The organism is Pseudomonas brassicacearum (genome assembly GCF_003732225.1).
Taxonomy (GTDB): Bacteria; Pseudomonadota; Gammaproteobacteria; order Pseudomonadales; family Pseudomonadaceae; genus Aquipseudomonas; species Aquipseudomonas brassicacearum_E.
This window is the reverse complement of sequence record NZ_MOBJ01000006.1, coordinates 460,013-485,177: the sequence shown is the minus strand read 5'-3', so window position 1 is coordinate 485,177 and position 25,165 is coordinate 460,013. Positions and strand designations below refer to the sequence as shown.

Genomic DNA, 25,165 nt, shown 5'->3' with positions numbered 1-25,165 from the left:
AAGGCACCACCGACAGCCAGGGTTTCACCGAGCGGGTCTACACCACCACCCCGGAAAAACTCTCGCTGATCTACGACATGGAAGAAGAGGAAGAGGAAGAAGAACTCGACGGCATCACCCTGCGCCTGGGGCTGTTTTTCGATGGCACCGGCAACAACCAGGCCAATGCCGGGGCCACCGAACAATGCCGACGCGAGGACCTGGTGCTGTTCGACCAGAGCGAGCTGACGAGCATCATCGAGCAGTGCAACCAGTACGGTTTTGACGGGTTCGACGGCAATGGCTTCGACCGGGCGCCGGATAGCAGTTATGGGAATGCGCCGAGTAATGTGGTGCATTTGTTCAGGTTGTATCCGGACAATACGGCAACACCGGTAACGCCCGCTGCGCAGATCGGTTATGTGCCGGTCTACCTGCCGGGCATTGGCACTAGCAGTGGCGGCAAGGACGTGCTGCACGGCCTGTTGACGGGACGGGGGGAAACCGGGGTGGTGGCGCGGGTTGAGCAGGCGCCGGCTGCGATAGAGGCGACACTGATCGACTTCGTCACAGCCAATCCTGGTACCTCCATTCGGCGTATCGAGTTCGATATTTTCGGCTTCAGCCGCGGCGCAGCGGCGGCGCGGCATTGTGCCAACGAACTGCTCAAGCCGGGTCGCGGTTTGTTCGGCGAGCTGCTGCAAGCCGGTCGCTTCGGACTACAGGCCAGTTTCGACCCGGCGGTGGACGTCAGCCTCAACCTGATCGGCCTGTTCGACACCGTCGCGGCCATCATGGGTTCGGACCTGAGCGTGGCCAACGACGACAACCCCGGCGTCAACCTGTACCTGCCGCCCGGTTGCGCGCAGCAGGTCATCCAGTTGCAGGCCCGCGACGAGCGTCGGCACAATTTTGCCCTCAACAGCGTGCTGGACGGCCATCGGGAAATCAGCCTGCCTGGGGCGCACTCGGACATTGGCGGCGGCTATTTGCCGCGTGCCCGCGAGCGGCTGTGGCTGACGCCGCCCCGCCGGGTCACGCAGGAAGCCAACCGCCCGGTGCAGGCGCATCTGGAATGGGCAAAGGCCCGGACCCAGATGCTGGCCCTGGAGGCCAGCGGTCTGGCCGGTGATGAAGGCCACCTCTCCATCCATACCTGGTCGATGACCCCGGCGCCGCAGGGCAAGAACAGCGAGGACAAGGATGACTACCTGCTGACCATCGCGCTCGACCGGCCGGTGCGCGGCGAGTTGTCGCTGATTGCCCTGCGGGTCATGCGTGAGCTGGGGGTGCGTCATGGCGTGCCGTTTGACGTCATCGATGACCAGGACCGACGTTTCCGGTTGCCCGAAGAGTTGCAACCGATTGCCACCCAGATCCTGGATCAGGTGCTGGGGGGCGTCGAGGTCAGCCTTGATCGTGCGCAGGAGCGTTTGTTGCGTCGCCGCTATATCCACCAGTCCGCCCATTGGCTCCCCAGCACGGGGGTGATGGCCATGAAACCGACGCCGGACAACACGCGCAAGGTCTATCCCAACCAGCCACACAAGGGCTATCCCGAATGAAGCGCCTGAGCCTGCTCCTCGGCCTGCTGTTCAGCCTCAGCGCCTGCGCCAACGGGCCTCAACCCCCGGTGCCGCCCAAGCTGCCGTACAACAACTGGTACGTCGGCCTGGCCGCGCCGCGCCATATGGAAGTCTGGGTCGAGACCGTGGATGTGCTCGATCAGCGCGGGCTGGCGTTTTTCAATGTGCATGCTGGCGTCGCCAGTTACACCGGCAAAGTGGAAGGCTGGCACCAGGGGGGGGGGGAAATGATGCCAGTGACCAACGTCGACCTGCCGGAACGGCTCTTTCTGCGCTGGCAATCGCTGGTGGAGCCGCAGGCCTACAAGATCAGGATCCCGATTCCGCAGTGGGTGCGCGACGAAATGGTCAGGCCGGAGCGGGTGTTTTGCGAACCTGCTCAGAAAGAAATGACGCTTTATCGCAACAGAATAACTTTGGGCATGGCTCCCGGCGGCATCGCCAAAGTCTGGGTGGGTGCCGGTTGCCTGGGGTACAAGGAAGTCGGGCGCTTTCAGGCTGAGGTGGAGCCGCTGGGGCCTCATCGGAACGGCAACGGTATTTATTACCGGGCGCCGAACCCCGAGGCTCAGGCCTACATCGACCAGCATGGAATCCCCTATGGCTCTTGGTAAGTTACTGGTGAATTTTGACCCGGCGGTGGACGTCAGTCTCAACCTGATCGGCCTGTTCGACACCGTCGCCGCCATCATGGGCGCGGACCTGAGCGTGGCCAACGACGACAACCCCGGCGTCAACCTGTACCTGCCGCCCGGTTGCGCGCGGCAGGTCATCCAGTTGCAGGCTTGCGACGAGCGTCGGCACAATTTTGCCCTCAACAGCGTGCTGGACGGCCATCGGGAAATCAGCCTGCCGGGGGTGCACTCGAACATTGGCGGCGGCTATTTGCCGCGTGCCCGCGAGCGGCTGTGGCTGACGCCGCCCCGCCGGGTCACGCAGGATGCCAATCGTCCGGTGCAGGCGCATCTGGAATGGGCAAAGGCCCGGACCCAGATGCTGGCCCTGGAGGCCAGCGGTCTGGCCGGTGATGAAGGCAGCCTTGAAATCCATGCCTGGTCGATGACCCCGGCGCCGCAGGGCAAGGCGCAGAACAACAACGATGACTACCTGCTGACCATCGCGCTCGACCGGCCGGTGCGTGGCGAGTTGTCGCTGATTGCCCTGCGGGTCATGCGTGAGCTGGGGGTGCGTCATGGCGTGCCATTCAAAAGATTGGAGGAACGACCTGATCTGGCGCTACCGGCGGAGTTGCAACCCATCGCCACCCAGATCCTGGATCAGGTGCTGGGGGGCGTCGAGGTCAGCCTCGATCGGGCGCAGGAGCGTTTGTTGCGTAGCCGCTATATCCACCAGTCCGCTCACTGGCTACCCAGCACGGGGGTGATGGCCATGAAACCGGTGCAGGACAACACGCGGAAGGTCTATCCCAACCAGCCACACAAGGGCTATCCCGAATGAAGCGCCTGACCCTGCTCCTCGGCTTGCTGTTCAGCCTGAGCGCCTGCGCCAGCGGGCCTCAACCCCCGGTGCCGCCCAAGCTGCCGTACAACAGTTGGTACGTCGGCCTCGCCGCGCCGCGCCACATGGAGGTCTGGGTCGAGACCGTGGATGTGCTCGATCAGCGCGGACTGGCGTTTTTCAATGTGCATGCTGGCGTCGCCAGTTACACCGGCAAAGTGGAAGGCTGGCACCAGGGGGGGGAAACGATGCCGGTGACCAACGTCGACCTGCCGGAACGGCTCTTTTTGCGCTGGCAATCGCTGGTGGAGCCGCAGGCCTACAAGATCAGGATCCCGATCCCGCAGTGGGTGCGCGATGAGATGGTCAGACCGGAGCGGGTGTTTTGCGAAGCTGATCAGAAGGAGGTAACGCTTTATCGCAACAGAGTAAATCTGGGGATGGCTCCTGGCGGCATCGTCAAAGTCTGGGTGGGGGCAGGTTGCCTGGGGTACAAGGAAGTCGGGCGATTTCAGGCTGAAGTGGAGCCTCTCGGGCCATACATAGGCAAGAGCAACGGTAAATACATACCCATAGAGCCAGAGAACAAGGCCTATGTTGACCAGCATGGAATCCCCTATGGCACTTGGTAAGTTACTGGCGAATCTCGACCCGGCGGTGGATGTCCGTCTCAACCTGATTGGCTTGTTCGACACCGTCGCCGCCATCATCGACAGTTTGAGCGGCGACCTGAGCGCGGCCAACGACGACAACCCCGGCGTCAACCTGTACCTGCCGCCCGGTTGCGCGCGGCAAGTCATCCAGTTGCAGGCCCGCGACGAGCGCCGGCACAATTTTGCCCTCAACAGCGTGCTGGACGGCCATCGAGAAATCAGTCTGCCCGGCGTGCACTCGAACATTGGCGGCGGCTATTTGCCGCGTGCCCGCGAGCGGCTGTGGCTGACGCCGCCCCGCCGGGTCACGCAGGATGCCAATCGTCCGGTGCAGGCGCATCTGGAATGGGCAAAGGCCCGGACCCAGATGCTGGCCCTGGAGGCCAGCGGTCTGGCCGGTGATGAAGGCAGCCTTGAAATCCATACCTGGTCGATGACCCCAGCGCCGCAGGGCAAGAACAGCGAGGACAAGGATGACTACCTGCTGACCATCGCGCTCGACCGGCCGGTGCACGGCGAGTTGTCGCGGATTGCCCTGCGGGTCATGCGTGAGCTGGGGGTGCGTCATGGCGTGCCATTCAAAAGATTGGAGGAACGACCTGATCTGGCGCTACCGGCGGAGTTGCAACCGATCGCCACCCAGATCCTGGATCAGGTGCTGGGGGGCGTCGAGGTCAGTCTCGATCGGGCGCAGGAGCGTTTGTTGCGTCGCCGCTATATCCACCAGTCCGCCCATTGGCTCCCCAACACGGGGGTGATGGCTATGAAACCGGCGGCGGACAACACACGTAAGGTCTATCCCAACCAGCCACACAAGGGCTATCCCGAATGAAGCGCCTGACCCTGCTCCTCGGCTTGCTGTTCAGCCTGAGCGCCTGCGCCAGCGGGCCTCAACCCCCGGTGCCGCCCAAGCTGCCGTACAACAGTTGGTACGTCGGCCTCGCCGCGCCGCGCCACATGGAGGTCTGGGTCGAGACCGTGGATGTGCTCGATCAGCGCGGACTGGCGTTTTTCAATGTGCATGCTGGCGTCGCCAGTTACACCGGCAAAGTGGAAGGCTGGCACCAGGGGGGGGGAAAACGATGCCGGTGACCAACGTCGACCTGCCGGAACGGCTCTTTCTGCGCTGGCAATCGCTGGTGGAGCCGCAGGCCTACAAGATCAGGATCCCGATCCCGCAGTGGGTGCGCGACGAGATGGTCAGGCCGGAGCGGGTGTTTTGCGAAGCTGATCAGAAGGAGGTAACGCTTTATCGCAACAGAGTAAATCTGGGGATGGCTCTTGGCGGCATCGTCAAAGTCTGGGTGGGGGCAGGTTGCCTGGGGTACAAGGAAGTTGGGCGTTTTCAGGCCGAGGTCGAGCCGCTGGGGCCTCATCGGAACGGCAACGGTATTTATTACCGGGCGCCGAACCCCGAGGCTCAGGCCTATATCGACCAGCACGGGATTCCGTATGGCACTTGGTAGGGGCTAGCCCTGCGGGTCATGCGTGAGCTGGGCGTGCGCCATTGCGTGTCGTTCAAAAGTCTCGAAGCACGACCTGACTTGGCGCTACCGGCGGAGTTGCACCCCATCGCCACGCGGATCCTGAATCAGGTGCAGGGGGGCTTCGAGGTCAGCCTCGATCCTGCGCAATAACGCATGGCACACCGTCGGGTACCCGGCAATCCATGCGAGATTTCTGCTTCCAGCACCGCTTTCAAGCGCTGATCGAGACTGGAAAACGGCAGTGTTTGAAAACCGAATCGCCGATAAAACAGCTCATTCCATGGCAGTTCACGAAAGGTCGTCAGCGTCAGCGCGGTCAATCCGTTATGGCGCGCGTGCTCAAGGGCGGTCTGCAACAACCTGCGTCCCAGGCCCTGACCCTGAAACCCGCTGCTGACGGACACTTCCTGGATATGCAGTTCGGTATCGACGGTATGGGCGCTGAGAAAACCCACGATTGATGCATCGGCCGCCTCGGCAACCCAGATCAGCGCGCAACGAATATCATGCTGGTGCTGTTCGACGCTGGTCACGGGGGCGTCGGCAAGCCAGGCAAGTTCGGGATCATTACGGAAGAGTGCGGCAGCTGAACGCTCTACGGCGGGCAGTGCGCTGGCATCGGCGAGTTGGGCACGGCGGAGGGAAGGAGTCATGGGCGCAAGCTTAAGCAAGCGCCCTGACGAAGTGCAACCGGTTCAGGGTTGCACGGGTACCAGATGCAGCAGGACGTAATCGTTCTTGTCGAAGGTCCCGTTAAGCACCGGCTGCAATGTCGCCAGCCGAGAGCCTTTCAGGGCCTCGTAGTCGCTTTTGTCCATCACCAGCCAGGCAGGGCCTGTCAGGTTCTCCAGCTCTTGCACTGAAGAAGTGAAAACCGGGAGCAGGTCGTGATCGACGTTGACCATGAACTTGATGGCCTTGGCGTCTTTGCCCATGGCGTGCAGCACCACGGGCGCCGGATCTTTCTGGATCAGCTCAACGGCTGCACGGCTGAACGTGCGGGTGTCGAAGAGCGTACGCTCCACCGGCTCGAACACCAGAATGTAGGTCGACCACAGCGCCAGCACCGCGGCGAACGCCAGGCCCACCGCACGCATACGCGGCTTGAATAACAGCCCCAATGCGACTGCCTGCAGCACACCGAGTATCGCCATCACCGCCGTCATCGAGGTGAGATGCTCCGGAAAGCGTCGCTTGGCCACCACCAGCCCAATGATCAGCAAGCCAGGCATCAGCAACCACAGGCCCTGCATCAGGCCGCGTAACCACTGAAATACCCGACCCTGCGCACTCTGGAACGGATACGCCGCGACGATTGCCGCCATCGGCAGCATCGGCAGCATGTAGCGGGCTTTTTTCGCCATCGGAATCGACAGGCCAATCATCACGATCAGCCCGGCAGCCGTGCACAAGGTCAGCAGACGCAACGCCGGTCCACGGTCGTTGCGCCCGACCAGCAACACCGCGGCCAGCACCAATGCCGCCAAAGGGTACGCCAGTGCGTAGTTGCCCAAGGAGCTGCTGAAGTAATACAGCGCGCCACTCGCACCTTCGCGACCGTCCATGCGCCCCATGAACTGCATGCGGATCACGTCTTCTACGAAGGTCGGGCCACCACTGACGTGTGCCAGCCACAGCAACAGGCCGATACCGGCTGCCAGCAGCAACGCAGCCAGCAAGCCGACGCTGATCATCCGGCGCCACTGGCCATTGAGCAGGTAATAAGTGCACAACACACCGGTAGGTACCACTAAACCGATCGGCCCACGAATGGCAAAGCCCAGTACCAGCAACACGAGTATCAACAACAGTCGTCGTGGTGCCTGGAAATGGTCAGCGGCATAGCCCAGATAGAACACAGCGAAAGTCACGGCCGCGACCATCTGGTCGAGGGACACGGCGCGAGTTTCGGTGATGAACATATTGCTGAGCAGCATCAGGGCGATGCTGATCAGCGCCCAGGTTCTGGAGTAGGGCGCTACCAGTCGGTACATCAGCGTGACAATCGTTGCCGAGGCAATGGCGCTGGGTAACCAGGCCGTCAACGCGTTTACCTGGCCAAAGGGCAACGAAAGCAGCCAGGTAAAAAACGTCGAAGTGGCCCAGTAATCAGCGTAAGGCTGGCCATAGGTGGTCGGGAAGAATCCCGGCCCATGGCGCAGCATTTCCTGGGCAAACAGTACAAACCGCGAGTCGAATCCGATCGCCGATTGCTGGTAGACCCCGGCGCAGAACAGCAGCAGCGCCAGTAGCCCCAGACCTAACGATTGTTGACGGATCCCTGTCGATGGATATGCGTGCACGCGGCCTCCTGGGCTTAGACGGAAGAAGCTGGCCACTGTTGCTGAGGGATTGGCAGATTGCGCGACTCGCCACGACCCATCGGGAAGTACTTGAAGCCTTTGCGTGCCAGGCGATCAGCGTCATACAGGTTACGCCCGTCGAAGATCACCGGGGCTTTGAGACGCTCCTCGATCAATTTGAAATCCGGCGCCTTGAACTGTTGCCATTCGGTGCAAACGATCAAGGCGTCTGCGCCTACCAGCGCGGATTCCGGGGTGCCCATCAGCGACAGGTTCGGTTGATCCGGGTACAGGTGTTGGGTTTCCTGCATGGCTTCAGGGTCGAAGGCCCGTACGTGTGCACCGGCAGCCCACAAGGCTTCCATCAGCACCCGGCTTGGGGCATCGCGCATGTCGTCGGTGTTGGGTTTGAACGCCAGACCCCAGAGGGCGAAGGTCTTGCCTTTCAGCTCACCTTTGTAGAACGCATTGATGCGTTCGAACAGCTTGTGTTTCTGCCGCTGGTTGATGGCCTCGACCGCTTGCAACAGGTCGCTGGAGCAATTGGCTTCCTGGGCGCTGTGGATCAACGCGCGCATATCTTTCGGGAAACACGAACCGCCATAGCCGCAGCCAGGGTAGATGAAGTGGTAGCCGATGCGCTGGTCTGCACCGATGCCCATGCGCACGGCTTCGATATCCGCACCCAGGTGTTCGGCCAGTTCGGCGATCTGGTTGATAAAGCTGATTTTGGTCGCAAGCATGCAGTTGGCTGCGTACTTGGTGAGTTCGGCGCTGCGCAGGTCCATGAACATGATGCGGTCATGGTTGCGATTGAAGGGGGCGTAGAGGTCGCGCATCACTTCACGGACTTCTTCACGTTCGCAACCGATGACGATGCGGTCAGGGCGACGGCAGTCACTGACGGCCGAACCTTCCTTGAGGAATTCCGGGTTGGAGACGATATCGAACTCCAGGGTGCGCCCGGCTTTCTTCAGCACTTCTTCAATGTGCGCGCGCAGGGTGTCGCCGGTGCCGACCGGAACAGTGGATTTTTCCACCAGAATCAGCGGCTCGACCCGATGGCGCGCGACGGCGTCGCCCACGGACAGAACATATTTCAGATCGGCCGAGCCGTCCTCGTCCGACGGCGTACCGACCGCGATGAACAACACCTGGCCGTGCTCGATCGCCATCTTCTCGTCGCTGGTGAAGTGCAGGCGCCCGCTCTCCAGGTTCTCCTTGACCATGCTTTCCAGCCCTGGTTCAAAGATAGTGACGTGGCCTTTCTGCAGCATTTTGATCTTGTTCTGATCGACGTCCATGCACACGACATCATGACCGACTTCAGCCAGGACAGTCGCCTGCACCAGACCTACATAACCGCTACCAATTACACTGATTTTCATGAGGCATTCCTGACTTCTGGGGCGCTGGCAGTTCGAGAGTTAATAGTGATGACACCGAGGATGACCAAGGCCACCCCGAGTGTTTTGGAAAGACTGAAGTTTTCGTTGAACAGCGGCAGGCTGGCGGCCAACAGATACACCAGTGCATAGCTGATACTCAACAACGAGTAGGCCCGGCCCAGGGGCAGATCGCGCAGCGCGGCGAGCCAGCACAACATGGACAGGGCGTAAGCGCAGATCGAGGCAAGCACCACGCCGAGCGCGAGCAGGTCGATACTGCTGTTGCTCAGGGCCTGCAGCCACTGATCGGGCAGCGGTAAATGGCTCATGCTCCAGCGCATGCCCAATTGGGCTGCACTGACCAGCGCCACGCTGCCCATGGCAAAGCTGATTCCGCGACGAAGGCTCATGCGTGCCTCCCGAGCAGAACGACGCCGGCGATGATCAGCGCAACACCGATCCAGTGACGACGATCAATGGTTTCGTGGAAGACGAAGTGGGCGGCCAGGGTGATCAGCACAAAGTTGAGGCTCAACATCGGGTAGGCGACACCGACCTCCAGACGCTGCAACACCAATAGCCACACCAACAGGCCGAAGCCCAGGCTGGCCAGGGCCAGCCACAGCCACGGCGAGAGCAGTTTCTCGCCCCAGCCGGAGTCTTTGCCGCGCCAGCTTTCGACGGCGTATTTCTGGGCGATCTGACCCAGACAGGTCAGCAGGCAGGCCGACAACAGCAGTATCAGGGTCATGGCGCGCTCTGCGGGATGATCAGAATAACCATGTTGCCTTGCTCGTAATGCTTGCCATCTTTAGGCAGCAGTTCGAGTTCGCGGATTTCGTCGTCACCCTTGACGCGCATGACCACGCCGACCGGGCCGGTCTTGCGGGCTTCGCTCATCCACTGCTGCACATGCTCGGTATCGACCCGACGTGCAGCGGCATCCGGATAATCCAGGCCGTATTTCACTTCGCCGATGGTGTTGTACAGGGCCACTTCAGGGCGTTGCAGACGCCAAGCCACAGCAGACGCAGCCCCCAGGTCATTGCTCAGCAGGCTTTTGGTCTGGCTGAGTTCGTCAATGTGCTGGAGGACAAACTGGTCGGGCATCTTGTTGTAGACCACCGAGTGCGGCAATGCGGCCGGCAGAATGGCGATCAGCAGCCAGCTGCCGATTGCTGGTGCAGCCCATGCGCTGAACGGTCGGAATACCAGCAGCAGGTTGGACAGGATCCAGCCCATGAGCACGATGAACACCAGCACCAGGTTGTGCATTTCATCGACATACACGGGGTTTTTCAGTTGCAGGTAAACCATCGCCAGCAGGGTGGTCAGACCGATGACCAGGTTCAGCAGGCCGTTGATCCTGAACAGTCGGCTTTGCCCCAGGTTCAGTCGGTCAATCAGTGCATTCCCCATCAACAGCGCCAGAGGCAACAGGCACGGCAGAATGTAGGCCGGCAACTTGCCTTTGCTGAGGCTGAAAAACGCCAACGGAAGGACCAGCCACAGCAACAGGAATCCGCTGCTGGCCTGACGCCTGGTTTGCCAGGCTTGTTCGAGCGCCGAAGGCAGGAACGCCACCCACGGCAAGCTGAACGCTACCAACATCGGCAGGTAGAACCACCAAGGGGAGGCGTGCTGCGCATCGTCACCGGCAAAGCGGCGGATGTGCTCGTGCCAGAAGAAGAAACGCCAGTAATCGGGCTCCTGCGCATGCACGGCCAGGGCCCACGGCAGGCTGATGACAATCGCAACCACGATAGCCACCGGGCCGTACACCAGCAGTTCACGCCAGCGTTTTTGCCAGATCATGTAGGGCAGGGCGATCAGTACCGGCAGCAACCAGGCCAGGAAACCCTTGGTCAGAAAGCCCATGCCGCAGGCCAGACCCAGGCTCGCCCAACTCATCAGCCGCGCATTGCGACTACTGCTGTCCAGCGCAAACCACAAGGCCACCAGGCTAAGGTTGACCCAGAAAGTGAATTGCGGGTCGAGGTTGGCGTAGCCCCCTTGAATGGCGATTACTGCGAAACTCATATACAGCAATGCGCTGGCGATGCTTTTACGCGGATCGTTCCAGAGCCTGCGTGCGATCAGGTAAGTCAGCATGATGCTCAAACCGGTCGAGAGTGCCGACGCAATGCGCACCCCGAACAGGTTGTCACCGAACAGGGCCTGGCCGATCGCGATCATCCAGTAACCGGCAATCGGCTTCTCGAAATAACGCAGGCCCATGAAGTGCGGCGACACCCAGTTGCCACTCAGGAGTATTTCCTGACTGACCTGGGCGTAGCGGGTTTCATCCGGAATCCACAGACCATGCGTGCCCAGCGGCAACAGATAGACCAGACCGAAAGCGATAAGCAGTAACGGCAAAGCCCAGCGTTTGCTCATGCGCCTTGCACTCCCAACCATCCTTCTCGGCCTTCAAGGGCACCACGTATTACGCGGCCTTGAGGCAGGGTTGTCGGCTGGGCGGGCAATAAATCACCCAAAGGCTGGAACTGGATGCCGCGCTGACGCGCGTCGACCAGCAACTGACGGAAATCGTTAGCCATCAGAATCCCTTCTACCTCCGCATGTATCGTATATACGTTCAGCTTCGAGGGGCTGAATCGGTCAAGAATGTATGAGTTGAACTCATTGGCTGCTACGACGGGACCCACCACTTCATCGAAGGTTGGCAAGTCGACCGGAATTTGTGGCGTGCCGAGGCTACCGTCTGCCAGCCGTGGCTGGAACAGGCTTTGTCCGCGACAGTCGCTGTTGTAACGAAAGCCAAAACGTTGCTTGGCTTCGATGACCCGTTCATCGGCGCGCCAACCGGCGGCCGCCGAACAGTCCACGCTCTGCCCGAGAATATCGCTGAGCGTGTCTACGCCCCGGCGAATCTGCTCGATCAGGTCAGCGTCGCTCCAGCGCCCTGCGTTGGCTTGCCAGCCGTGGTGATCCCAGGCGTGCAAACCGACTTCATGGCCAGCCGCGAGGGTCTGGCGCATCAGGTGCCCCAGGTCACGGCCGATGGGTTTGCCGGGCCAGGCAGTGCCGGCCAGCAAAATATCCCAGCCGTACAGACCCGCGGCATTGGAGCGGAGCATTTTCCAGAGAAACTGCGGACGGATGAGGCGCCATAAATGGCGCCCCATGTTGTCCGGACCAACGCTGAAAAAAAACGTCGCCTTGACTTGTGCTTCATCGAGCATCTCCAACAACCGGGGTACCCCCTCACGGGTACCTCGGTAGGTGTCGACATCGATCCGAAGACCTGCCTGCATCAGCGCTTGTCCGCGATTTCGAGCATGGCTTCGCGCAGGAAGAAGTCCAGCGTGTTACCGATGGTTTCGCTCATCTCGACGGTTGGCGTCCAGTCCAGCAGGCGCTTGGCGTTTTCGATGCTTGGCTTGCGGTGTTCCACGTCCTGGTAGCCAGCGCCGTAGAACGCCTTGCTCTCTACGTCGCGGAAACCGGCGAACGGAGGGAAGTTGGCGCGCAGCGGGTGAGCTTCGAACTGACGCAGCAGTTCTTCGCCCAGCTGACGGATGCTGGCTTCGTTGTCCGGGTTACCGATGTTGATGACCTGACCGTTGCACGCGTCATTTTCGTTATCAACGATACGCGCCAGAGCTTCGATACCGTCGGCAATGTCAGTGAAGCAACGCTTCTGCTCGCCGCCGTCGAACAGACGGATTGGCGTGCCTTCCACCAGGTTCAGGATCAGCTGGGTGATGGCGCGGGAGCTACCGATACGTGCCGAGTCCAGACGGTCCAGACGTGGGCCCATCCAGTTGAACGGACGGAACAGGGTGAAGTTCAGGCCCTTGGCGCCGTAAGCCCAGATCACGCGGTCCAGCAGTTGCTTGGAGACCGAGTAGATCCAGCGTTGCTTGTTGATCGGGCCAACGATCAGATTCGAGGTGTCTTCGTCGAAGTTCTTGTCCTGGCACATGCCGTAGACTTCGGAAGTCGACGGGAAGATCACGCGCTTGTTGTACTTCACGCAGTAGCGAACCAGTTTCAGGTTCTCTTCGAAGTCCAGTTCGAATACGCGCAGCGGGTTGCGGGTGTATTCGATTGGGGTGGCGATGGCCACCAGCGGCAGAACCACGTCGCACTTCTTGATGTGATATTCGATCCACTCGGAGTGAATGCTGATATCGCCTTCGACGAAGTGGAAGTTTGGATGGCTGCGCAGACGCTCGATAGCGTCGGAACCGATGTCCAGACCATAGACGTCGTACTTGTCGTCACGCAGCAGGCGCTCGGACAGGTGGTTACCGATGAAGCCGTTGACGCCAAGGATCAGTACGCGGGTGCGACGCGGGGCACGGCCCGATTCAGCGCCACGCAGTACGGAACCGTCGACCAGACCCAGTTCATTGGCCAGTTGCGGGCCGCTCAGGTACAGACCGTTTTCGTTACGCTGACCCGAAGTGACGACCAGGGAGTCTTCGCCGCAAGCGATACGCAGAGGGTCGACGCTGATCACGCGGCCTGGTGCCAGACCTTCGTTGCCTTTGACGACTTCAGCGCTCCAGACAATCAGTTTGTGCTCACCCACGGCGCAGAAAGCACCCGGGTAAGGTTGGGTCACGGCGCGAACCAGGTTGAACAGCTCTTCAGCCGGTTTCTTCCAGACCAGCTTGCCGTCTGCCGCAGTACGACGACCGAAAACAGTGGCCTTGGATTCGTCCTGGGCGGTTTCGGTGATTTTGCCCTGAGCCAGCAATGGCAGGGTGTCACGCAGCAGGTTGGAAGCGGCTTCGCGCAGCTTGCCGTGCAGGGTCAGAGCGGTATCGGCACGCTCGATCGCAACGCGTTGCTGGGCGATGATCGCGCCAGCGTCGGCACGCTTGACCATGCGGTGCAGGGTCACGCCGGTTTCGGTTTCGCCGTTGACCAGTACCCAGTTCGCTGGAGCGCGGCCACGGTAGGTTGGCAGCAACGAGCCGTGCAGGTTGAACGCGCCTTTGCGGGCGGTAGCCAGCAGTTGCTCACCCAACAGGTTGCGGTAGTAGAACGAGAACAGGTAGTCCGGGTTCAGTTTGGCGATGCGCTCGATCCACAGTGGGTGGTTGGCGTCTTCCGGTGCGTGCACAGGAATGCCTTTACGGGCGCACAGTTGCGCGACCGAGCCGTAGAAGGTGTTTTCCTTCGGATCGTCGGCGTGGGTGAACACGGCAGCAATCTCGAAACCTGCGTTGAGCAGTGCTTCGATACCTGCACAGCCAATGTCGTGATAGGCGAAAACAACAGCTTTTGAACTCATGGCGAAACCTGATCAGTAGGGGTGGAAGGCAGACCGTCGACAGTGACAACGGGAGCAGGAGCAGCGGGTTGGTTACGTAGGATTTTTTCAATAAAGAAACGCGGTCGGGCGCGAACATCGCTGTACATGCGGCCCAGGTATTCACCCAGAAGGCCCATGCCGATGAACTGGCCACCCGTGAACACAAAGAGCACGGCGAACAGGACGAAGGTGCCGCCACCCGCCCAGCTGGCGCCGAAGATCAGGCGCAGGAAGATCAGCAAAAAGGCAAACAACATGCCCAGCGCCGCCAGACTGAAGCCAATGATGCTCAGCAGGCGCAGTGGGGTAGTGGTCATGCAGGTCAGCAGATCGAACATCAGGCTGATCAGGCGCATCGGGCTGTACTTCGACTCGCCATGCTCGCGCTCGGCGTGCTGCACCAGAATCTCGGTGGTGTGGCGGGCGAAGCTGTTGGCCAGGATCGGGATGAAGGTGCTGCGTTCACGGCAGGCCAGCATGGCGTCGACGATGGTGCGGCGGTAGGCGCGCAGCATGCAGCCGTAGTCGCTCATGGCAACGCCGGTGGAGCGTTGCACCGCCAGGTTGATCAGCTTCGACGGCCAGCGGCGCAGGGCCGAGTCCTGGCGATTGTTGCGCACAGTGGCAACCACGTCGTAGCCCAGCTCGGCTTGTTCCACCAAACGGGGGATTTCTTCCGGCGGGTTCTGCAGGTCGGCGTCGAGGGTAATGACCACATCGCCTTTGCAATGCTCGAAACCAGCCATGATTGCCGCGTGCTGGCCGTAGTTGCGGTTAAGAATGACCGCAACCACTGAACTGCCTTCACGCTGAGCGGCGTCTTCGAGAATTTGAGCCGAGTTGTCGCGGCTACCGTCATCGACCAGTACGATCTCGTACTCGTGCTTGAGTTGCTGACAGGCCGCTTCGGTCCGGCGTAGCAGTTCAGGCAAGCTTTCTTCTTCGTTGTAGACCGGGATAACGATCGACACGCAGTTAATTGGATATGGCTTCAAAGGCTTCAGTCCAGAATGTTTTCAATGGCGCCAACGACGCGTTCGACATCGTCGGTAGTCATGTCGGGGAACAGCGGGATCGAGCACAGCCGTGCCGAGTTCCACTCGGTGTTGGGCAGATGGATGTCCGGGAATCGCTGGCGGTAGTAAGTGTGCAGGTGGGTGGCCACAAAGTGAATACCCGTACCAATATTCTGTTCTTGCAAGGCTTTCATGAACGCCTCGCGGTCCATCCCGCAACGTTCAGCGTCGATGCGCAGTATAAACAGATGCCAGGCGTGTTGCTGCGGGTAAGTGGTCGGCACACTCAGTGGTTGTACCGGCAGGCCTCCCAGGCGTTGCAGATAGGTCTGCGCCAGCGCTGTACGCTTGGCGTTGATTTCGTCGAGACGCTGCAATTGCACCAGCGCAATGGCCGCGTTGATGTCGGCCAGGTTGTACTTGAATCCCGGCTCGATGACCATGGCCTGAGGTTTACGGCCATGGGTCAGGCGATCGTAAGCGTCTACGCCGAGGCCATGAAACTTGAGCATGCGCACACGATCGGCCAGCGCTTGATTGTCGCTGACGAACATTGCGCCCTCGGCGCAGGTCATGTTCTTGATCGCGTGGAACGAGAAGATTGCGGTGCCCTGAGCGCCAATGGCGCGGCCACGGTAACGGGTACCGGCTGCGTGGGCGGCGTCTTCGATGACGGCGATACCGTGCTTGTCTGCCAGCGCATAGAGCGGATCGAGATCGAACGCGGCACCGGCGTAGTGCACCGGGATGATCGCTTTGGTGCGTGGGGTAATGGCGGCTTCGATGGCCTGGACGTCGGTCATCAGGGTGTCGCGGTCGACGTCGACAAACACCGGGGTGGCGCCCAACAGGCAGATCATGTTGGCGGTCGAGACCCAGGTCTGCGACGGCGTGATCACTTCATCGCCAGGGCCGATACCCAGCGCCAGCAGCGTGATGTGCATGCCGCCGGTGGCCGAAGACAGTGCTACGGCGTGCTTGCAACCTACGTACTGTGCGAATTGCTCCTCCAGTTCCTGGTTCTTCGGCCCGGTAGTGATCCAGCCGGAGCGTAAAACCTGCTCGACGGCGGCGATTTCTTCATCACCGATACTTGGGCGAGAGAAGGGGAGAAAAGCCTGATTCATGTGGACCTCGGGTTTGGAAGTGTCAACAGCCCTGGTAGGCGGTAAATCAGCGGTCACATGCTGCGAATCAGCTCGAAGCGCTGCTTCGAAGCGTCGTCCGTGACAACGTAGACGTAAAAAACGAAAAGTATATCAATCAGTTAACCAATCTTTTGGGAAAAGTGCACTAATTGACTTATTTTTTGTCGGTCGGCAGATTGAACGATCCAAAGGCATCGCTCCGGATGCGCAGAGGGTAATCTCGAAAATGTGAAAGGGACATGAAAAACCGGTATCGAGAATGTTTAACTGTAACCTTTACAGCAAATGTTCAGGGTTTTTCATAGCTTAAAGTCCTTTCTGACAGCTCTCGCCATTTTTTTGGCACTGCGAAAAAGCCCATCATATGGCCTGTGCATCGCTGATCCGTTACCCTGTTGATCTCCATTTCCCATCGTTCTCAACACAAATTTCGTACGTTGAGGGGCGCTCATTTAAGGCCGGTTCAGTTTGATTGATCTACCCGACACCGCATTGCCTCGCTGCGCCACCGCCCAGCCAGAAATGACAGCCATTCGGTCGGCCAAGCCCAACTCTCTGACGTTTTATCTGGCGCGTCTTGCCCCTTCAAGTCAGCTGACCATGCGCTATGTGTTACAGGATGCCGCAGATCGACTGGGCTTTGAAGAGCTGAACATCGAAGAGATCCCTTGGCACGAACTTCAACCCGAGCATGTTATCGCACTGGTCGCGACGCTGCGCAGTGACGGTTACGCCCCCAACACGTCCTCGCTGTACGTCAACGCTGTGCGCGGCGTGATGAACGAAGCCTGGCGCCTGAGCCTGATCAGTCACGAGCACCTGCTGAAGATGCGCTCGGTCAAAGGCATCGCCGGCACCCGGTTGTCTCAGGGGCGCAACCTCAAGCGCACGCTGATTCGCGACCTGATGGCGGTCTGCGCTGCCGACCCAAGGCCTCAGGGTCTGCGCGATGCCGCGATCATTGCGATTCTCTACGGTTCGGGGATGCGCAAGTCCGAGTCGGTGAACCTGGACCTTGCGCAAGTCGACTTTGCCGAACGCAGCCTGCGGGTCACGGCCAAAGGTAACAAGCAACTGATCAAATATGCGCCGAGCTGGGCGTTCGCCAAGCTGCAAGCGTGGCTTGATTTGCGTCGGTCGCTGTTGTCACCAGGGCAGGAAGACGATGGGTTCCTGTTCAACCGGATTCGCCGCGGCAGCCACATCACCCGCGAGCGGATTACCAAGCACGCGATCTATTACATTGCCCGACAGCGCGGTGCGCAGGTGGGGGTGAAGATCATGCCTCACGATTTTCGCCGTTCGTTCATCACCCGGGTGATCGAGGAGCATGACCTGTCGATCGCCCAGAAACTGGCCCATCACAGCAATATCCAGACGACCGCCAACTACGACGTGCGTGATGACAACGAGCGGCGCCGGGCGATTGATCGATTCGACCTCTGAGCGGGATCGATCAGGGTGCCGCAACTGCCTGTCGGCGAACGGGCTCGCTCAGTACGTGCGCATGACCCAAGGTCGAAATGTGCACCAGACTGCCTGCTTCCGGTGCGTGTACCCCGGAGCTTCGAACCAGTAGCGAACGGCTCGCTGACTCTCCATTCTTCGCGGGTGAGGGCAGTTTCAGTTCCACCGTCAAGGTGCAGGTATTGCCGCCAAAGTCGCGATCGGTCACCACCCCGATACAGCCGTTCACCTGTTCCAGATCTGCGGCCTGACTGGAAATCTGCAATTGCTCGGGCCGCAACATGATCTGCGCCGCGCCGTTTTGCGAGGTGTTGGAGACATGAACCCGTCCCAGGTCGCAGGTCGCGTGGCCATTTTCGACCCATGCCGGCATGACTACGGCATCGCCGAGGAACAGCGCCGTTTCTTCATCATGAGGGCGCAGGTACAGGTCCATCGGTTGTCCGGTCTGCACCAGCCGGCCTTGACGCATCACGGCCAGTTGATCGGCGAATGACAGCGCTTCGGACTGGTCGTGGGTAACCAGAATGGTGGTCACGCCGGTGTCTGACAGAAGCCTGGCAACCATCTTGCGCATGGACGCCCGCAGGCCGGTGTCCAGTGCAGAGAAGGGTTCATCCAGCAGCATCAGCCGCGGCCGTTGCGCCAGGGCGCGGGCCAGGGCTACCCGCTGTTGCTGGCCACCGGAAAGTTCGTGCGGCCAGCGTTGGCTCATGCGCGAATCCAGCGCCACCATGTCCATCAACTCGGCGACGCGAGCTTGCTTCAAGGCGGAGTCACCCGAGAGTCCAAAGGCGATGTTGCCGGCAACCGTCATGTGCGGAAACAACGCGCCGTCCTGCGGTACATAACCAATCATGCGCTGATGCGCGGGGACTTCGGTCGAACCGTCGACCAGTGTCTGGCCGTTGAGCGAGATGCTGCCCGAATCGGGAAACTCGAACCCGGCAATCATCCGCAGCAAGGTGGTCTTGCCCGAGCCGGAAGGGCCGACGATAGCCGTGCGGCTGCCCGCGGGTACCGACAGGCTGACGTTGTCGAGGGCGGGCAGGGCGCCGAAGGTTTTGTAGATGGAGTTCAGTTCGAGAGCGTTCATCGGCCTGCCGTGCGTTTGGATTGATGATAGAGAAGCGCGGTCAACGGAAGCGAAAGCAAAATCATGATCAGCGCGTAAGGTGCCGCTGCGGCGTAGTCGATTTCGCTGGTCATGGCCCAAAAACCGGTGGCCAGGGTGCGGGTGCCACTCGGCGAGAGCAACAGGGTCGCGGTCAGCTCATTGGTAATTGCCAGGAACACCAGCGCCGCACCGGCGGCTGCGCCCGGTGCAGCCAGGCGCATGGTAATCAGCCAGAGCGCCTTGCCCGGCGAGCGGCCCAGGCTGCGGGCGATGTTTTCCAGCTCTACCGGCGCCTGGGCAATGCCCGCACGCAAACTGACCAGCGCGCGTGGCAAGAACATCAGCAGGTACGCCAGCAGCACGGTGATGGTGGTCTGGTAAATCGGCCGGGCGAAGTTGATGGTGACTGTCACCAGTGCCAGCGCCACGACGATTCCAGGTAAAGAACTGGTGATGTAGTTGCAACTTTCCAGAATGCGATGCAGGCGTCCCGGTGAACGTATCGACAGCCAGGCCACCGGAACTGCCGCGCAGGTGGTGATGACCGCGCCAACGCTGGCCAGAACCAGGGTTTGCTTCAACGCAGGGAGGATTTCCGACATGCGCCAGACCTCCGCGCCACCGGCAATCAACCATTGGGCCAGGGTAATCAGCGGCACGCCGAGTGCCAGCACGCTGCTGATGATCGGCAGCAACAACATGACGGCTTTGGTGTTGCGTGTCAGACGCTGGGTACGTTGCAGGCGCGCGCTGCCGGAACCGACCCGAGCGTAACGGGCATGGCCACGGGAGGCTGATTCGGCGGTCAACATCAGCAGGCAGCACAGCGCCAGAACCCCGGCCAGCATGTTCGCCGCCGGACCGTTGAAGGACGACTGAAACTGGTCAAAGATCGCCGTGGTGAAGGTGTCGAAGCGAATCATCGCGTACAGGCCGTATTCGGCCAGCAAGTGCAGCCCGACCAGCAAGGCGCCGCCACAGATGGCCAGGCGCAGTTGCGGCAGCACGACCCGGAAAAACACCGCCCAGGGTTTTAGCCCCAGCGATTCGGAGACATCTTCGATGGCCGGGTCGAGGCGCCGCAGGGTGGCGGCGATTGGCAGGTAGAGGAACGGGAAGTAGGCAATAACCGAAACCAGTACCCCGGCAAACAACCCGTGAATCGGTGGTACCAGGCTGACCCAGGCATAACTGTGGACAAAGGCCGGCACCGCAATCGGTGCCGTTGCCAGTACCGACCAGAGGCGGCGGCCCGGCAGGTCGGTGCGTTCGGTCAACCAGGCGAGCGCCACGCCCAGCGCGATACATAAAGGAATCGTGATCACCACCAGTAGAACGGTGTTGATCAAAAGTTCGGCGACCCGAGGTCGCAAGACCAGCTCGGCGATAGTCGCCCAGCCGGTCTTGATGGAAATGCCGATGACAAACGCCAACGGCAGCAGCGCCAGCAACGACACCAGAATGGATATGGCCACCACCCACGAGCCGCTGCGCCTCCCGGAGGCGCGGCGAGGGTGTTGACGAGGGGTGGCCAGAGTCGTCAGATGGACGACTTCGGTAGCTTCTGGCAGCGCGACTGGCTTGGACATCGGATTACAACAGCCCCGCCTGAGTCATCAGCTCGACAACTTTTTTGCTGTTGAGCCTGGAGGCGTCGACGGCAGGCGCGTCAAGTTGCGCCAGCGGTACCAGTTTCGGGTTCGACTGTGCATCCTTGCCTACCGCGTACTCAAACGAGTTGCCGGTTTTCAGAACGGCCTGACCTTCTTTGCCGGTGATCCACTTCAGGAACGCCTGAGCTTCTTCCTGGTGTTTGCTGGAGGCCAGAACAGCACCGCCGGAGAGGCTGACAAACGCGCCCGGATCTTTGTGCTTGAAGTAGTGCAGCGAGGTGTTCTTGCTGTTTTCGCCGGTTTTGCTCTGATCGACGAAGCTGTAGTAGTGGTAGATCACGCCGCCTTCGATCTGGCCGGCGTTGACAGCCTTGAGCACAGCGCTGTTGCCGCGGTAGGCGGTAGCGTTGGCTTTCATGCCCTTGAGCCATTCCAGGGTAGCGGCTTCGCCTTTGAGTTCGAGTACGGCGGCGACGATGGCCTGGAAGTCGGCGCCGGCAGGCGAACCGGCCCAACGACCTTTCCAGCTTGGGGAAGCCAGGTCCATCAGAGACTTCGGCAGATCGGCTTCGGCCAGCTTGCTTTTGTTGTAGACAAACACGGTCGAACGAGCAGCGATGCCTACCCATTTGCCATGGGCCGGACGATAGGCTGAACCGATTTGTTCAAGGGTCGAAGGGGCGACTGGGGTAAACAGCCCGGCGTTGTCCACCAGCACCATGGCTGGGGAGTTTTCGGTCAGGAACACGTCAGCCGGGGAGGCCGCACCTTCTTGCACGAGCTGATTGCCCATTTCGCTGTCGTCGCCGTTGCGCAGCGTGACCTTGATTCCTGTTTCACGGGTAAAACCTTCGACCCAGGCCTTGGTCAGGGTCTCATGCTGAGCGTTGTAGACGACGATGCCGTCGCTGCTTGGCGCAGCAAAGACATGGCCGGCACCCAATAGAGCGGTGGCGAGCAGCGCGGTTTTCAGAAACGAAGGAAGACGAGGATTCATTTTGTTAGCAGCTCCTGCAGTTTTTTTAAGAATCAGGTGGGCAAGCCTGTCAATCAGTTCCCGCGATCCCTGCAGCTTGCTCAAAACAATGCGAATCATTCGCATGCTTTTCGTGCGCCGGCAATTTAGTGTGGGATATGTGAAAAAAACGTCAAATAAATTATTAATCAATGTCGTTTGTATTTAGATTGAGCAGCTCAGGGGGGAGTTTGAAGGACAGAGCTGCTTGAATTCAAACGATATCGTCGACGAGGCTCACTGATTTCACGTGAGTAGTGCTGGAAAGGATCGAGAGGCCCACTGGGCCTCTCGATCCTTTTTCATTGGGCGGGGGCGTTGGGGATGAAGGCGACGCTGGCGTCCGAGCGCGGATGCATCAGTCGTTCACCGTTGTCGGGTTGCGTGACGACGGCCTGATGGTCGACAGTCAGGTAGTTCAACGGCAGCTGATCGCCACGTTTGTAGTGCGCCACAATGATGGTGCGTTGCGGGTCCCACTGCTGACCGCTGGTCTTTTCCAGCCACGACATGAACTGTGCGCTGTTGCCTTCACGAGGGAAGTCCTGGGTATCAGGCACGTAGTAGAACGGCGCACCGTCGTTTTGCAGGTAGATCGGGACTTTGTTGTCGACCTCGACCATCACCATCCGCCATTGATTCCACGGAGCGATCAGGCTCGCTTGAGCCTTGACGTCCTTGCCGAACTGCACGACGCCACCACCACCGTTGCTCCAGGGCACGATAATCCCGAGTATCAGCAATAGCAGGACGGTCGTGACGCCAAAGCCGATCTTCAACCCGCGTCCTTCGACTTTGCCGGCAACACGCCGTTGTTCCATGCGCCGGGTGACCCACCAGGCCGCCAGCAGTTGGGCAAATGGCACCAGTGGCAAGACGTAATAACTGCGTCGACTACCGCTGGCGGTGAAGAACAGGAACAGCAAGCCCAGACCCCAGATCAGCCAGCGGGCATTAGGTTCGAGCGTGCGCCAGTTGCGAGCCGCGACCCACAGCCCAAGCACCCAGAACGGTGCCCAGGGCAGGGTATAAACCGGCAGATAGATCAGGTAGGTGTAAATCGGCCCGATGTGGTCGAACGGCTGGAAAAACCGCACCACGTTTTCCCGGAAGACCAGCCCCAGACCACTCTCGGCGGAGGTGGGTGCGCCGTAGATATTCGACAACACGAACGGTACTGCGTAGACCACGCCGCCAACCAGCAGGGCGACGCATACGCGCAGGTTGAGGTGACGTTTCCAGCGGCCGTCTTGTAGCAGATGGGGCAGTAGCACCAGCCCCGGCAGGATGAAACCGATCAGGCCTTTGAACAGCGACGTCACGGACAGCAGCAGGAAGAACACGCAGTAGCGACTGAGTCGGGTGTCGTCCGGTCCGCGCCAATACCACCAGACCGCCGCCAGCACGCCGCACACGGTCAGAATGTCAGCCGTCGCGACCCGCGCCCAAAAGACGAAGTAGAAGGTGGTTGCCAGCATCCAGCCGGCGATCAGACCGGTGCCTTTGCGAAACAGCTGCTCGCCGATCAGGTAGACCAGCCAGACACTCAGCCAGGCTGAAATCACCGACGTCAGGCGCAAGGACCAGTGGCCAAGGCCACCGGTGAACCAGGTGGTGGCGGTAATCAGCCAGTAGGAGGGCAATGGCTTGTCGTAATAGGAGCCGCCCATGAGGTACGGATCGAAGTAGTTACCGCTTTGCAGCATCTGCAACGTGATGTTTGCCCAACGGGTTTCCGGGCCCCAGAGTTCCCGTGTGCCCAGCCCCAATAACAGGAGAAGCGCTGAAACCCCAAGCAGGATCAGCAGCGCGCGTGTTTCCGTTTCCCGCGACTTCATGTGGTATTTCCCTAGGTCTCGACCGCCAGCCGCAGGATTGCTCCGTGCCTATGGACGCCGCGACCTGCGCGCCAGGGTCAGAAAATGCAAATCATCTACTTGCCGGGTGACGATATGGATATCGTCACCCGGCAATCCAGCGCTTCAGGAATCTTCAGGGCAGTTTCGGGAAAATCAGGATCTCCAGTTCGCCCCGCTTGTAGTGCTTGCCGTCGATCGGCAGCAGCAAGACTTCCTGCTCTTCCAGGGCGTTTTTCACCCGCATGACCACGCCCACCGAACCCTTTTTACGGGCTTCGGTCATCCACTGCTGGACACCGTTCATATCAATTTTGCGGTGTTCCGCCTCTGGGTAAGCCGCGCCATACTGCAGTTCGCCGACGGTGTTGTACAGGTCGACTTGCGGGCGTTTCAGGCGCCAGGACAATGCCGAGGCCGCGCCCAGATCGTTACTCAACAGTGACGTGGTCTCGCTCAACTCCTGAACATGCTCGGCAATGAACTGGTCAGGCATTTTGCTGTTGATGATTGTGCTTGGCATCGCGGCAGGCAACAAGGCGACCAGTAGCCAGATCCCCAGCGCCGGGGTGGCCCAATAGACCAGCGGCCGAAGGGCTTGCAGGGCGTTGGCAATGATCCAGCCGGCCAGCACGATGAAGCCCAGCGACATAGGGAACATTTCGGTGTTATCGAAGATCTGCCTGGTGATCTGCAGATAGATCAGGACAATCAGGGCAATCGTCGCGATTGCCGCGTTGAGCAAACCGTTGATGCGAATCGACCGGCCACGGGCCTGGTTCACCAGATCGATCAAGGTATTGGCCATCAGCAAGGCCAGCGGCAACAGGCAAGGCATGATGTAGGTTGGCAGCTTGCCCTTGCTCAGGCTGAAAAATACCAACGGCAGGAGCATCCACAGCAGCAGGAAGCCCGTGCTGTTCTGGGTCTTGTTTTTCCAGGCCTGGGCCAGCGTCGATGGCAGCAGGGCCGCCCACGGCAGGCTCGAAACCACCATGATCGGCAGGAAGAACCACCACGGCCGGGTGTGTTGGGCATCTTCGGCGGCGAACCGGCGAATGTGCTCGTGCCAGAAGAAGAACCGCCAGAAATCGGGTTCCTCGTTATGGATCGCCAGTACCCACGGCAGGCTGACAACAATGGCGACAACCATCGCTACCGGGCCATAGCGCAGCAACTCACCAAAGCGCTTTTGCCAGATCATATAAGGCACGGCGATCAACACCGGCAGCAGCCAGGCGAGAAAGCCCTTGGTCAGGAAACCCATGCCACAGGCGAGGCCGAGCAAGGCCCAGGCACCGAGTTTGCCGCGTGGGGTTTGGTTATCCAGGGCAAACCACAGGGCAACCAGGCTCAGGTTGACCCAGAAGGTGAACTGCGGATCGAGGTTGGAGTAGCCAGCCTGACCTGCGATCAGGCCGAAGCTCATGTAGAGCAGGGCCGCAGCGAAGCTCTTGCGCGGATCGTTCCACATCCGACGGGCGATCAGATAAGCCAGCCATACACTCAGCCCGGTGCTGAGCGCCGAGGCAATGCGCACGCCAAACAGGTTCTCGCCAAAGATCGCCTGACCGATGGCGATCATCCAGTAACCGGCAATGGGTTTCTCAAAGTAGCGAAAGCCCATGAAGTGCGGGGACACCCAGTCACCGCTCAGCAACATCTCCTGGCTGATCTGCGCGTAACGGGGTTCGTCAGGGATCCATAACCCGTGGCCCATCATCGGCAACAGGTAGAACAGGCCGAAGGCCAACAACAGGAAGGGTAAAGCCCAGCGCTTGATCATTTG

22 protein-coding genes are annotated in these 25,165 nt (G+C 60.2%); 7 read left to right on the top strand and 15 right to left on the bottom strand.

What is annotated here, in order from left to right:
- The first annotated feature begins 1,540 nt into the window (after positions 1–1,540).
- From BK659_RS08920 to BK659_RS27930, 6 genes are read left to right on the top strand one after another with little or no spacing between them, the layout of a single operon-like run.
- On the top strand, positions 1,541–2,179 hold the full coding sequence (locus tag BK659_RS08920) for a DUF2931 family protein (protein WP_123424700.1): 639 nt from the start codon (positions 1,541–1,543) through the stop codon (positions 2,177–2,179).
- Positions 2,166–3,023 (top strand): DUF2235 domain-containing protein, encoded by an 858-nt coding sequence (locus BK659_RS08915; RefSeq protein ID WP_185015300.1) that lies wholly within the window; start codon positions 2,166–2,168, stop codon positions 3,021–3,023. Before BK659_RS08920 ends, BK659_RS08915 begins: the two co-directional genes overlap by 14 nt.
- A complete protein-coding gene (locus BK659_RS08910; protein ID WP_123424698.1) occupies positions 3,020–3,655 on the top strand; it encodes a DUF2931 family protein in 636 nt (211 codons plus the stop codon). The genes BK659_RS08915 and BK659_RS08910 overlap by 4 nt, the downstream gene beginning before the upstream one ends.
- The gene (locus BK659_RS08905) at positions 3,642–4,508 is read left to right on the top strand and encodes a DUF2235 domain-containing protein (protein ID WP_185015299.1); all 867 of its coding nucleotides are present in this window, start codon (positions 3,642–3,644) and stop codon (positions 4,506–4,508) included. Before BK659_RS08910 ends, BK659_RS08905 begins: the two co-directional genes overlap by 14 nt.
- On the top strand, positions 4,505–4,768 hold the full coding sequence (locus BK659_RS27935) for a DUF2931 family protein (protein ID WP_259740230.1): 264 nt from the start codon (positions 4,505–4,507) through the stop codon (positions 4,766–4,768). Before BK659_RS08905 ends, BK659_RS27935 begins: the two co-directional genes overlap by 4 nt.
- The gene (locus BK659_RS27930; protein WP_259740229.1) at positions 4,759–5,142 is read left to right on the top strand and encodes a DUF2931 family protein; all 384 of its coding nucleotides are present in this window, start codon (positions 4,759–4,761) and stop codon (positions 5,140–5,142) included. Before BK659_RS27935 ends, BK659_RS27930 begins: the two co-directional genes overlap by 10 nt.
- Positions 5,143–5,267: 125 nt before the next feature.
- On the opposite strand, the gene BK659_RS08895 is transcribed toward BK659_RS27930, so the two are convergent.
- Genes BK659_RS08895 through arnB form a run of 10 tightly spaced genes read right to left on the bottom strand, consistent with a single transcriptional unit; the run spans position 5,268 to position 16,287 of the window.
- Complete coding sequence (locus BK659_RS08895) at positions 5,268–5,816, bottom strand: GNAT family N-acetyltransferase (RefSeq protein WP_123424696.1); 549 nt, start codon at positions 5,814–5,816, stop codon at positions 5,268–5,270.
- Positions 5,817–5,858: 42 nt separating this feature from the next.
- Entirely contained in the window at positions 5,859–7,466 is a 1,608-nt protein-coding gene (locus BK659_RS08890) for an ArnT family glycosyltransferase (RefSeq protein WP_123424695.1), read from the bottom strand.
- A 14-nt stretch (positions 7,467–7,480) separates the two neighbouring features.
- Complete coding sequence (locus tag BK659_RS08885) at positions 7,481–8,854, bottom strand: UDP-glucose dehydrogenase family protein (RefSeq protein ID WP_123424694.1); 1,374 nt, start codon at positions 8,852–8,854, stop codon at positions 7,481–7,483.
- On the bottom strand, positions 8,851–9,264 hold the full coding sequence (gene arnF, locus BK659_RS08880; protein WP_123424693.1) for a 4-amino-4-deoxy-L-arabinose-phosphoundecaprenol flippase subunit ArnF: 414 nt from the start codon (positions 9,262–9,264) through the stop codon (positions 8,851–8,853). Before arnF ends, BK659_RS08885 begins: the two co-directional genes overlap by 4 nt.
- The gene (gene arnE / locus BK659_RS08875) at positions 9,261–9,605 is read right to left on the bottom strand and encodes a 4-amino-4-deoxy-L-arabinose-phosphoundecaprenol flippase subunit ArnE (RefSeq protein ID WP_123424692.1); all 345 of its coding nucleotides are present in this window, start codon (positions 9,603–9,605) and stop codon (positions 9,261–9,263) included. Before arnE ends, arnF begins: the two co-directional genes overlap by 4 nt.
- Positions 9,602–11,251: a lipid IV(A) 4-amino-4-deoxy-L-arabinosyltransferase gene (gene arnT / locus BK659_RS08870; protein ID WP_123424691.1), complete on the bottom strand. Its 1,650-nt coding sequence runs from the start codon at positions 11,249–11,251 to the stop codon at positions 9,602–9,604. Before arnT (BK659_RS08870) ends, arnE begins: the two co-directional genes overlap by 4 nt.
- Entirely contained in the window at positions 11,248–12,132 is an 885-nt protein-coding gene (gene arnD, locus BK659_RS08865; RefSeq protein ID WP_123424690.1) for a 4-deoxy-4-formamido-L-arabinose-phosphoundecaprenol deformylase, read from the bottom strand. The genes arnT (BK659_RS08870) and arnD overlap by 4 nt, the downstream gene beginning before the upstream one ends.
- The gene (gene arnA / locus BK659_RS08860; protein ID WP_123424689.1) at positions 12,132–14,123 is read right to left on the bottom strand and encodes a bifunctional UDP-4-amino-4-deoxy-L-arabinose formyltransferase/UDP-glucuronic acid oxidase ArnA; all 1,992 of its coding nucleotides are present in this window, start codon (positions 14,121–14,123) and stop codon (positions 12,132–12,134) included. Before arnA ends, arnD begins: the two co-directional genes overlap by 1 nt.
- Positions 14,120–15,139, bottom strand: coding sequence for an undecaprenyl-phosphate 4-deoxy-4-formamido-L-arabinose transferase (arnC, locus tag BK659_RS08855; RefSeq protein WP_123424688.1), 1,020 nt, complete (start codon positions 15,137–15,139; stop codon positions 14,120–14,122). Before arnC ends, arnA begins: the two co-directional genes overlap by 4 nt.
- 5 nt (positions 15,140–15,144) lie before the next feature.
- A complete protein-coding gene (gene arnB, locus BK659_RS08850; RefSeq protein WP_123424687.1) occupies positions 15,145–16,287 on the bottom strand; it encodes a UDP-4-amino-4-deoxy-L-arabinose aminotransferase in 1,143 nt (380 codons plus the stop codon).
- Between the two features lie 543 nt (positions 16,288–16,830).
- Between arnB and BK659_RS08845 the strand changes: the two genes are divergently transcribed.
- Positions 16,831–17,754: a site-specific integrase gene (locus BK659_RS08845; RefSeq protein WP_123424905.1), complete on the top strand. Its 924-nt coding sequence runs from the start codon at positions 16,831–16,833 to the stop codon at positions 17,752–17,754.
- A gap of 10 nt (positions 17,755–17,764) precedes the next feature.
- On the opposite strand, the gene BK659_RS08840 is transcribed toward BK659_RS08845, so the two are convergent.
- From BK659_RS08840 to arnT (BK659_RS08820), 5 genes are all read right to left on the bottom strand, one after another.
- Positions 17,765–18,871: an ABC transporter ATP-binding protein gene (locus BK659_RS08840; protein ID WP_123424686.1), complete on the bottom strand. Its 1,107-nt coding sequence runs from the start codon at positions 18,869–18,871 to the stop codon at positions 17,765–17,767.
- Positions 18,868–20,463: an ABC transporter permease gene (locus BK659_RS08835; protein ID WP_404942523.1), complete on the bottom strand. Its 1,596-nt coding sequence runs from the start codon at positions 20,461–20,463 to the stop codon at positions 18,868–18,870. The genes BK659_RS08840 and BK659_RS08835 overlap by 4 nt, the downstream gene beginning before the upstream one ends.
- A gap of 22 nt (positions 20,464–20,485) precedes the next feature.
- Positions 20,486–21,502 (bottom strand): iron ABC transporter substrate-binding protein, encoded by a 1,017-nt coding sequence (locus BK659_RS08830; protein ID WP_123424903.1) that lies wholly within the window; start codon positions 21,500–21,502, stop codon positions 20,486–20,488.
- A gap of 320 nt (positions 21,503–21,822) precedes the next feature.
- Positions 21,823–23,358, bottom strand: coding sequence for an ArnT family glycosyltransferase (locus BK659_RS08825; protein WP_123424685.1), 1,536 nt, complete (start codon positions 23,356–23,358; stop codon positions 21,823–21,825).
- Positions 23,359–23,512: 154 nt separating this feature from the next.
- Positions 23,513–25,162: a lipid IV(A) 4-amino-4-deoxy-L-arabinosyltransferase gene (arnT, locus tag BK659_RS08820; RefSeq protein WP_123424684.1), complete on the bottom strand. Its 1,650-nt coding sequence runs from the start codon at positions 25,160–25,162 to the stop codon at positions 23,513–23,515.
- Between the last annotated feature and the right edge of the window lie 3 nt (positions 25,163–25,165).

Bases quoted from the DNA above. Each gene is read 5' to 3' on its own strand.
- BK659_RS08840 (WP_123424686.1), bottom strand. From the start codon at position 18,871: ATGAACGCTCTCGAACTGAACTCCATCTACAAAACCTTCGGCGCCCTG.
- arnA (WP_123424689.1), bottom strand. From the start codon at position 14,123: ATGAGTTCAAAAGCTGTTGTTTTCGCCTATCACGACATTGGCTGTGCA.
- BK659_RS08825 (WP_123424685.1), bottom strand. From the start codon at position 23,358: ATGAAGTCGCGGGAAACGGAAACACGCGCGCTGCTGATCCTGCTTGGG.
- arnF (WP_123424693.1), bottom strand. From the start codon at position 9,264: ATGAGCCTTCGTCGCGGAATCAGCTTTGCCATGGGCAGCGTGGCGCTG.
- BK659_RS27935 (WP_259740230.1), top strand. From the start codon at position 4,505: ATGAAGCGCCTGACCCTGCTCCTCGGCTTGCTGTTCAGCCTGAGCGCC.
- arnB (WP_123424687.1), bottom strand. From the start codon at position 16,287: ATGAATCAGGCTTTTCTCCCCTTCTCTCGCCCAAGTATCGGTGATGAA.
- BK659_RS08895 (WP_123424696.1), bottom strand. From the start codon at position 5,816: ATGACTCCTTCCCTCCGCCGTGCCCAACTCGCCGATGCCAGCGCACTG.
- BK659_RS08845 (WP_123424905.1), top strand. From the start codon at position 16,831: ATGACAGCCATTCGGTCGGCCAAGCCCAACTCTCTGACGTTTTATCTG.
- BK659_RS08905 (WP_185015299.1), top strand. From the start codon at position 3,642: ATGGCACTTGGTAAGTTACTGGCGAATCTCGACCCGGCGGTGGATGTC.
- BK659_RS08885 (WP_123424694.1), bottom strand. From the start codon at position 8,854: ATGAAAATCAGTGTAATTGGTAGCGGTTATGTAGGTCTGGTGCAGGCG.
- arnT (WP_123424684.1), bottom strand. From the start codon at position 25,162: ATGATCAAGCGCTGGGCTTTACCCTTCCTGTTGTTGGCCTTCGGCCTG.
- BK659_RS27930 (WP_259740229.1), top strand. From the start codon at position 4,759: ATGCCGGTGACCAACGTCGACCTGCCGGAACGGCTCTTTCTGCGCTGG.
- arnE (WP_123424692.1), bottom strand. From the start codon at position 9,605: ATGACCCTGATACTGCTGTTGTCGGCCTGCCTGCTGACCTGTCTGGGT.
- arnT (WP_123424691.1), bottom strand. From the start codon at position 11,251: ATGAGCAAACGCTGGGCTTTGCCGTTACTGCTTATCGCTTTCGGTCTG.
- BK659_RS08830 (WP_123424903.1), bottom strand. From the start codon at position 21,502: ATGAATCCTCGTCTTCCTTCGTTTCTGAAAACCGCGCTGCTCGCCACC.
- BK659_RS08910 (WP_123424698.1), top strand. From the start codon at position 3,020: ATGAAGCGCCTGACCCTGCTCCTCGGCTTGCTGTTCAGCCTGAGCGCC.
- BK659_RS08915 (WP_185015300.1), top strand. From the start codon at position 2,166: ATGGCTCTTGGTAAGTTACTGGTGAATTTTGACCCGGCGGTGGACGTC.
- arnD (WP_123424690.1), bottom strand. From the start codon at position 12,132: ATGCAGGCAGGTCTTCGGATCGATGTCGACACCTACCGAGGTACCCGT.
- BK659_RS08920 (WP_123424700.1), top strand. From the start codon at position 1,541: ATGAAGCGCCTGAGCCTGCTCCTCGGCCTGCTGTTCAGCCTCAGCGCC.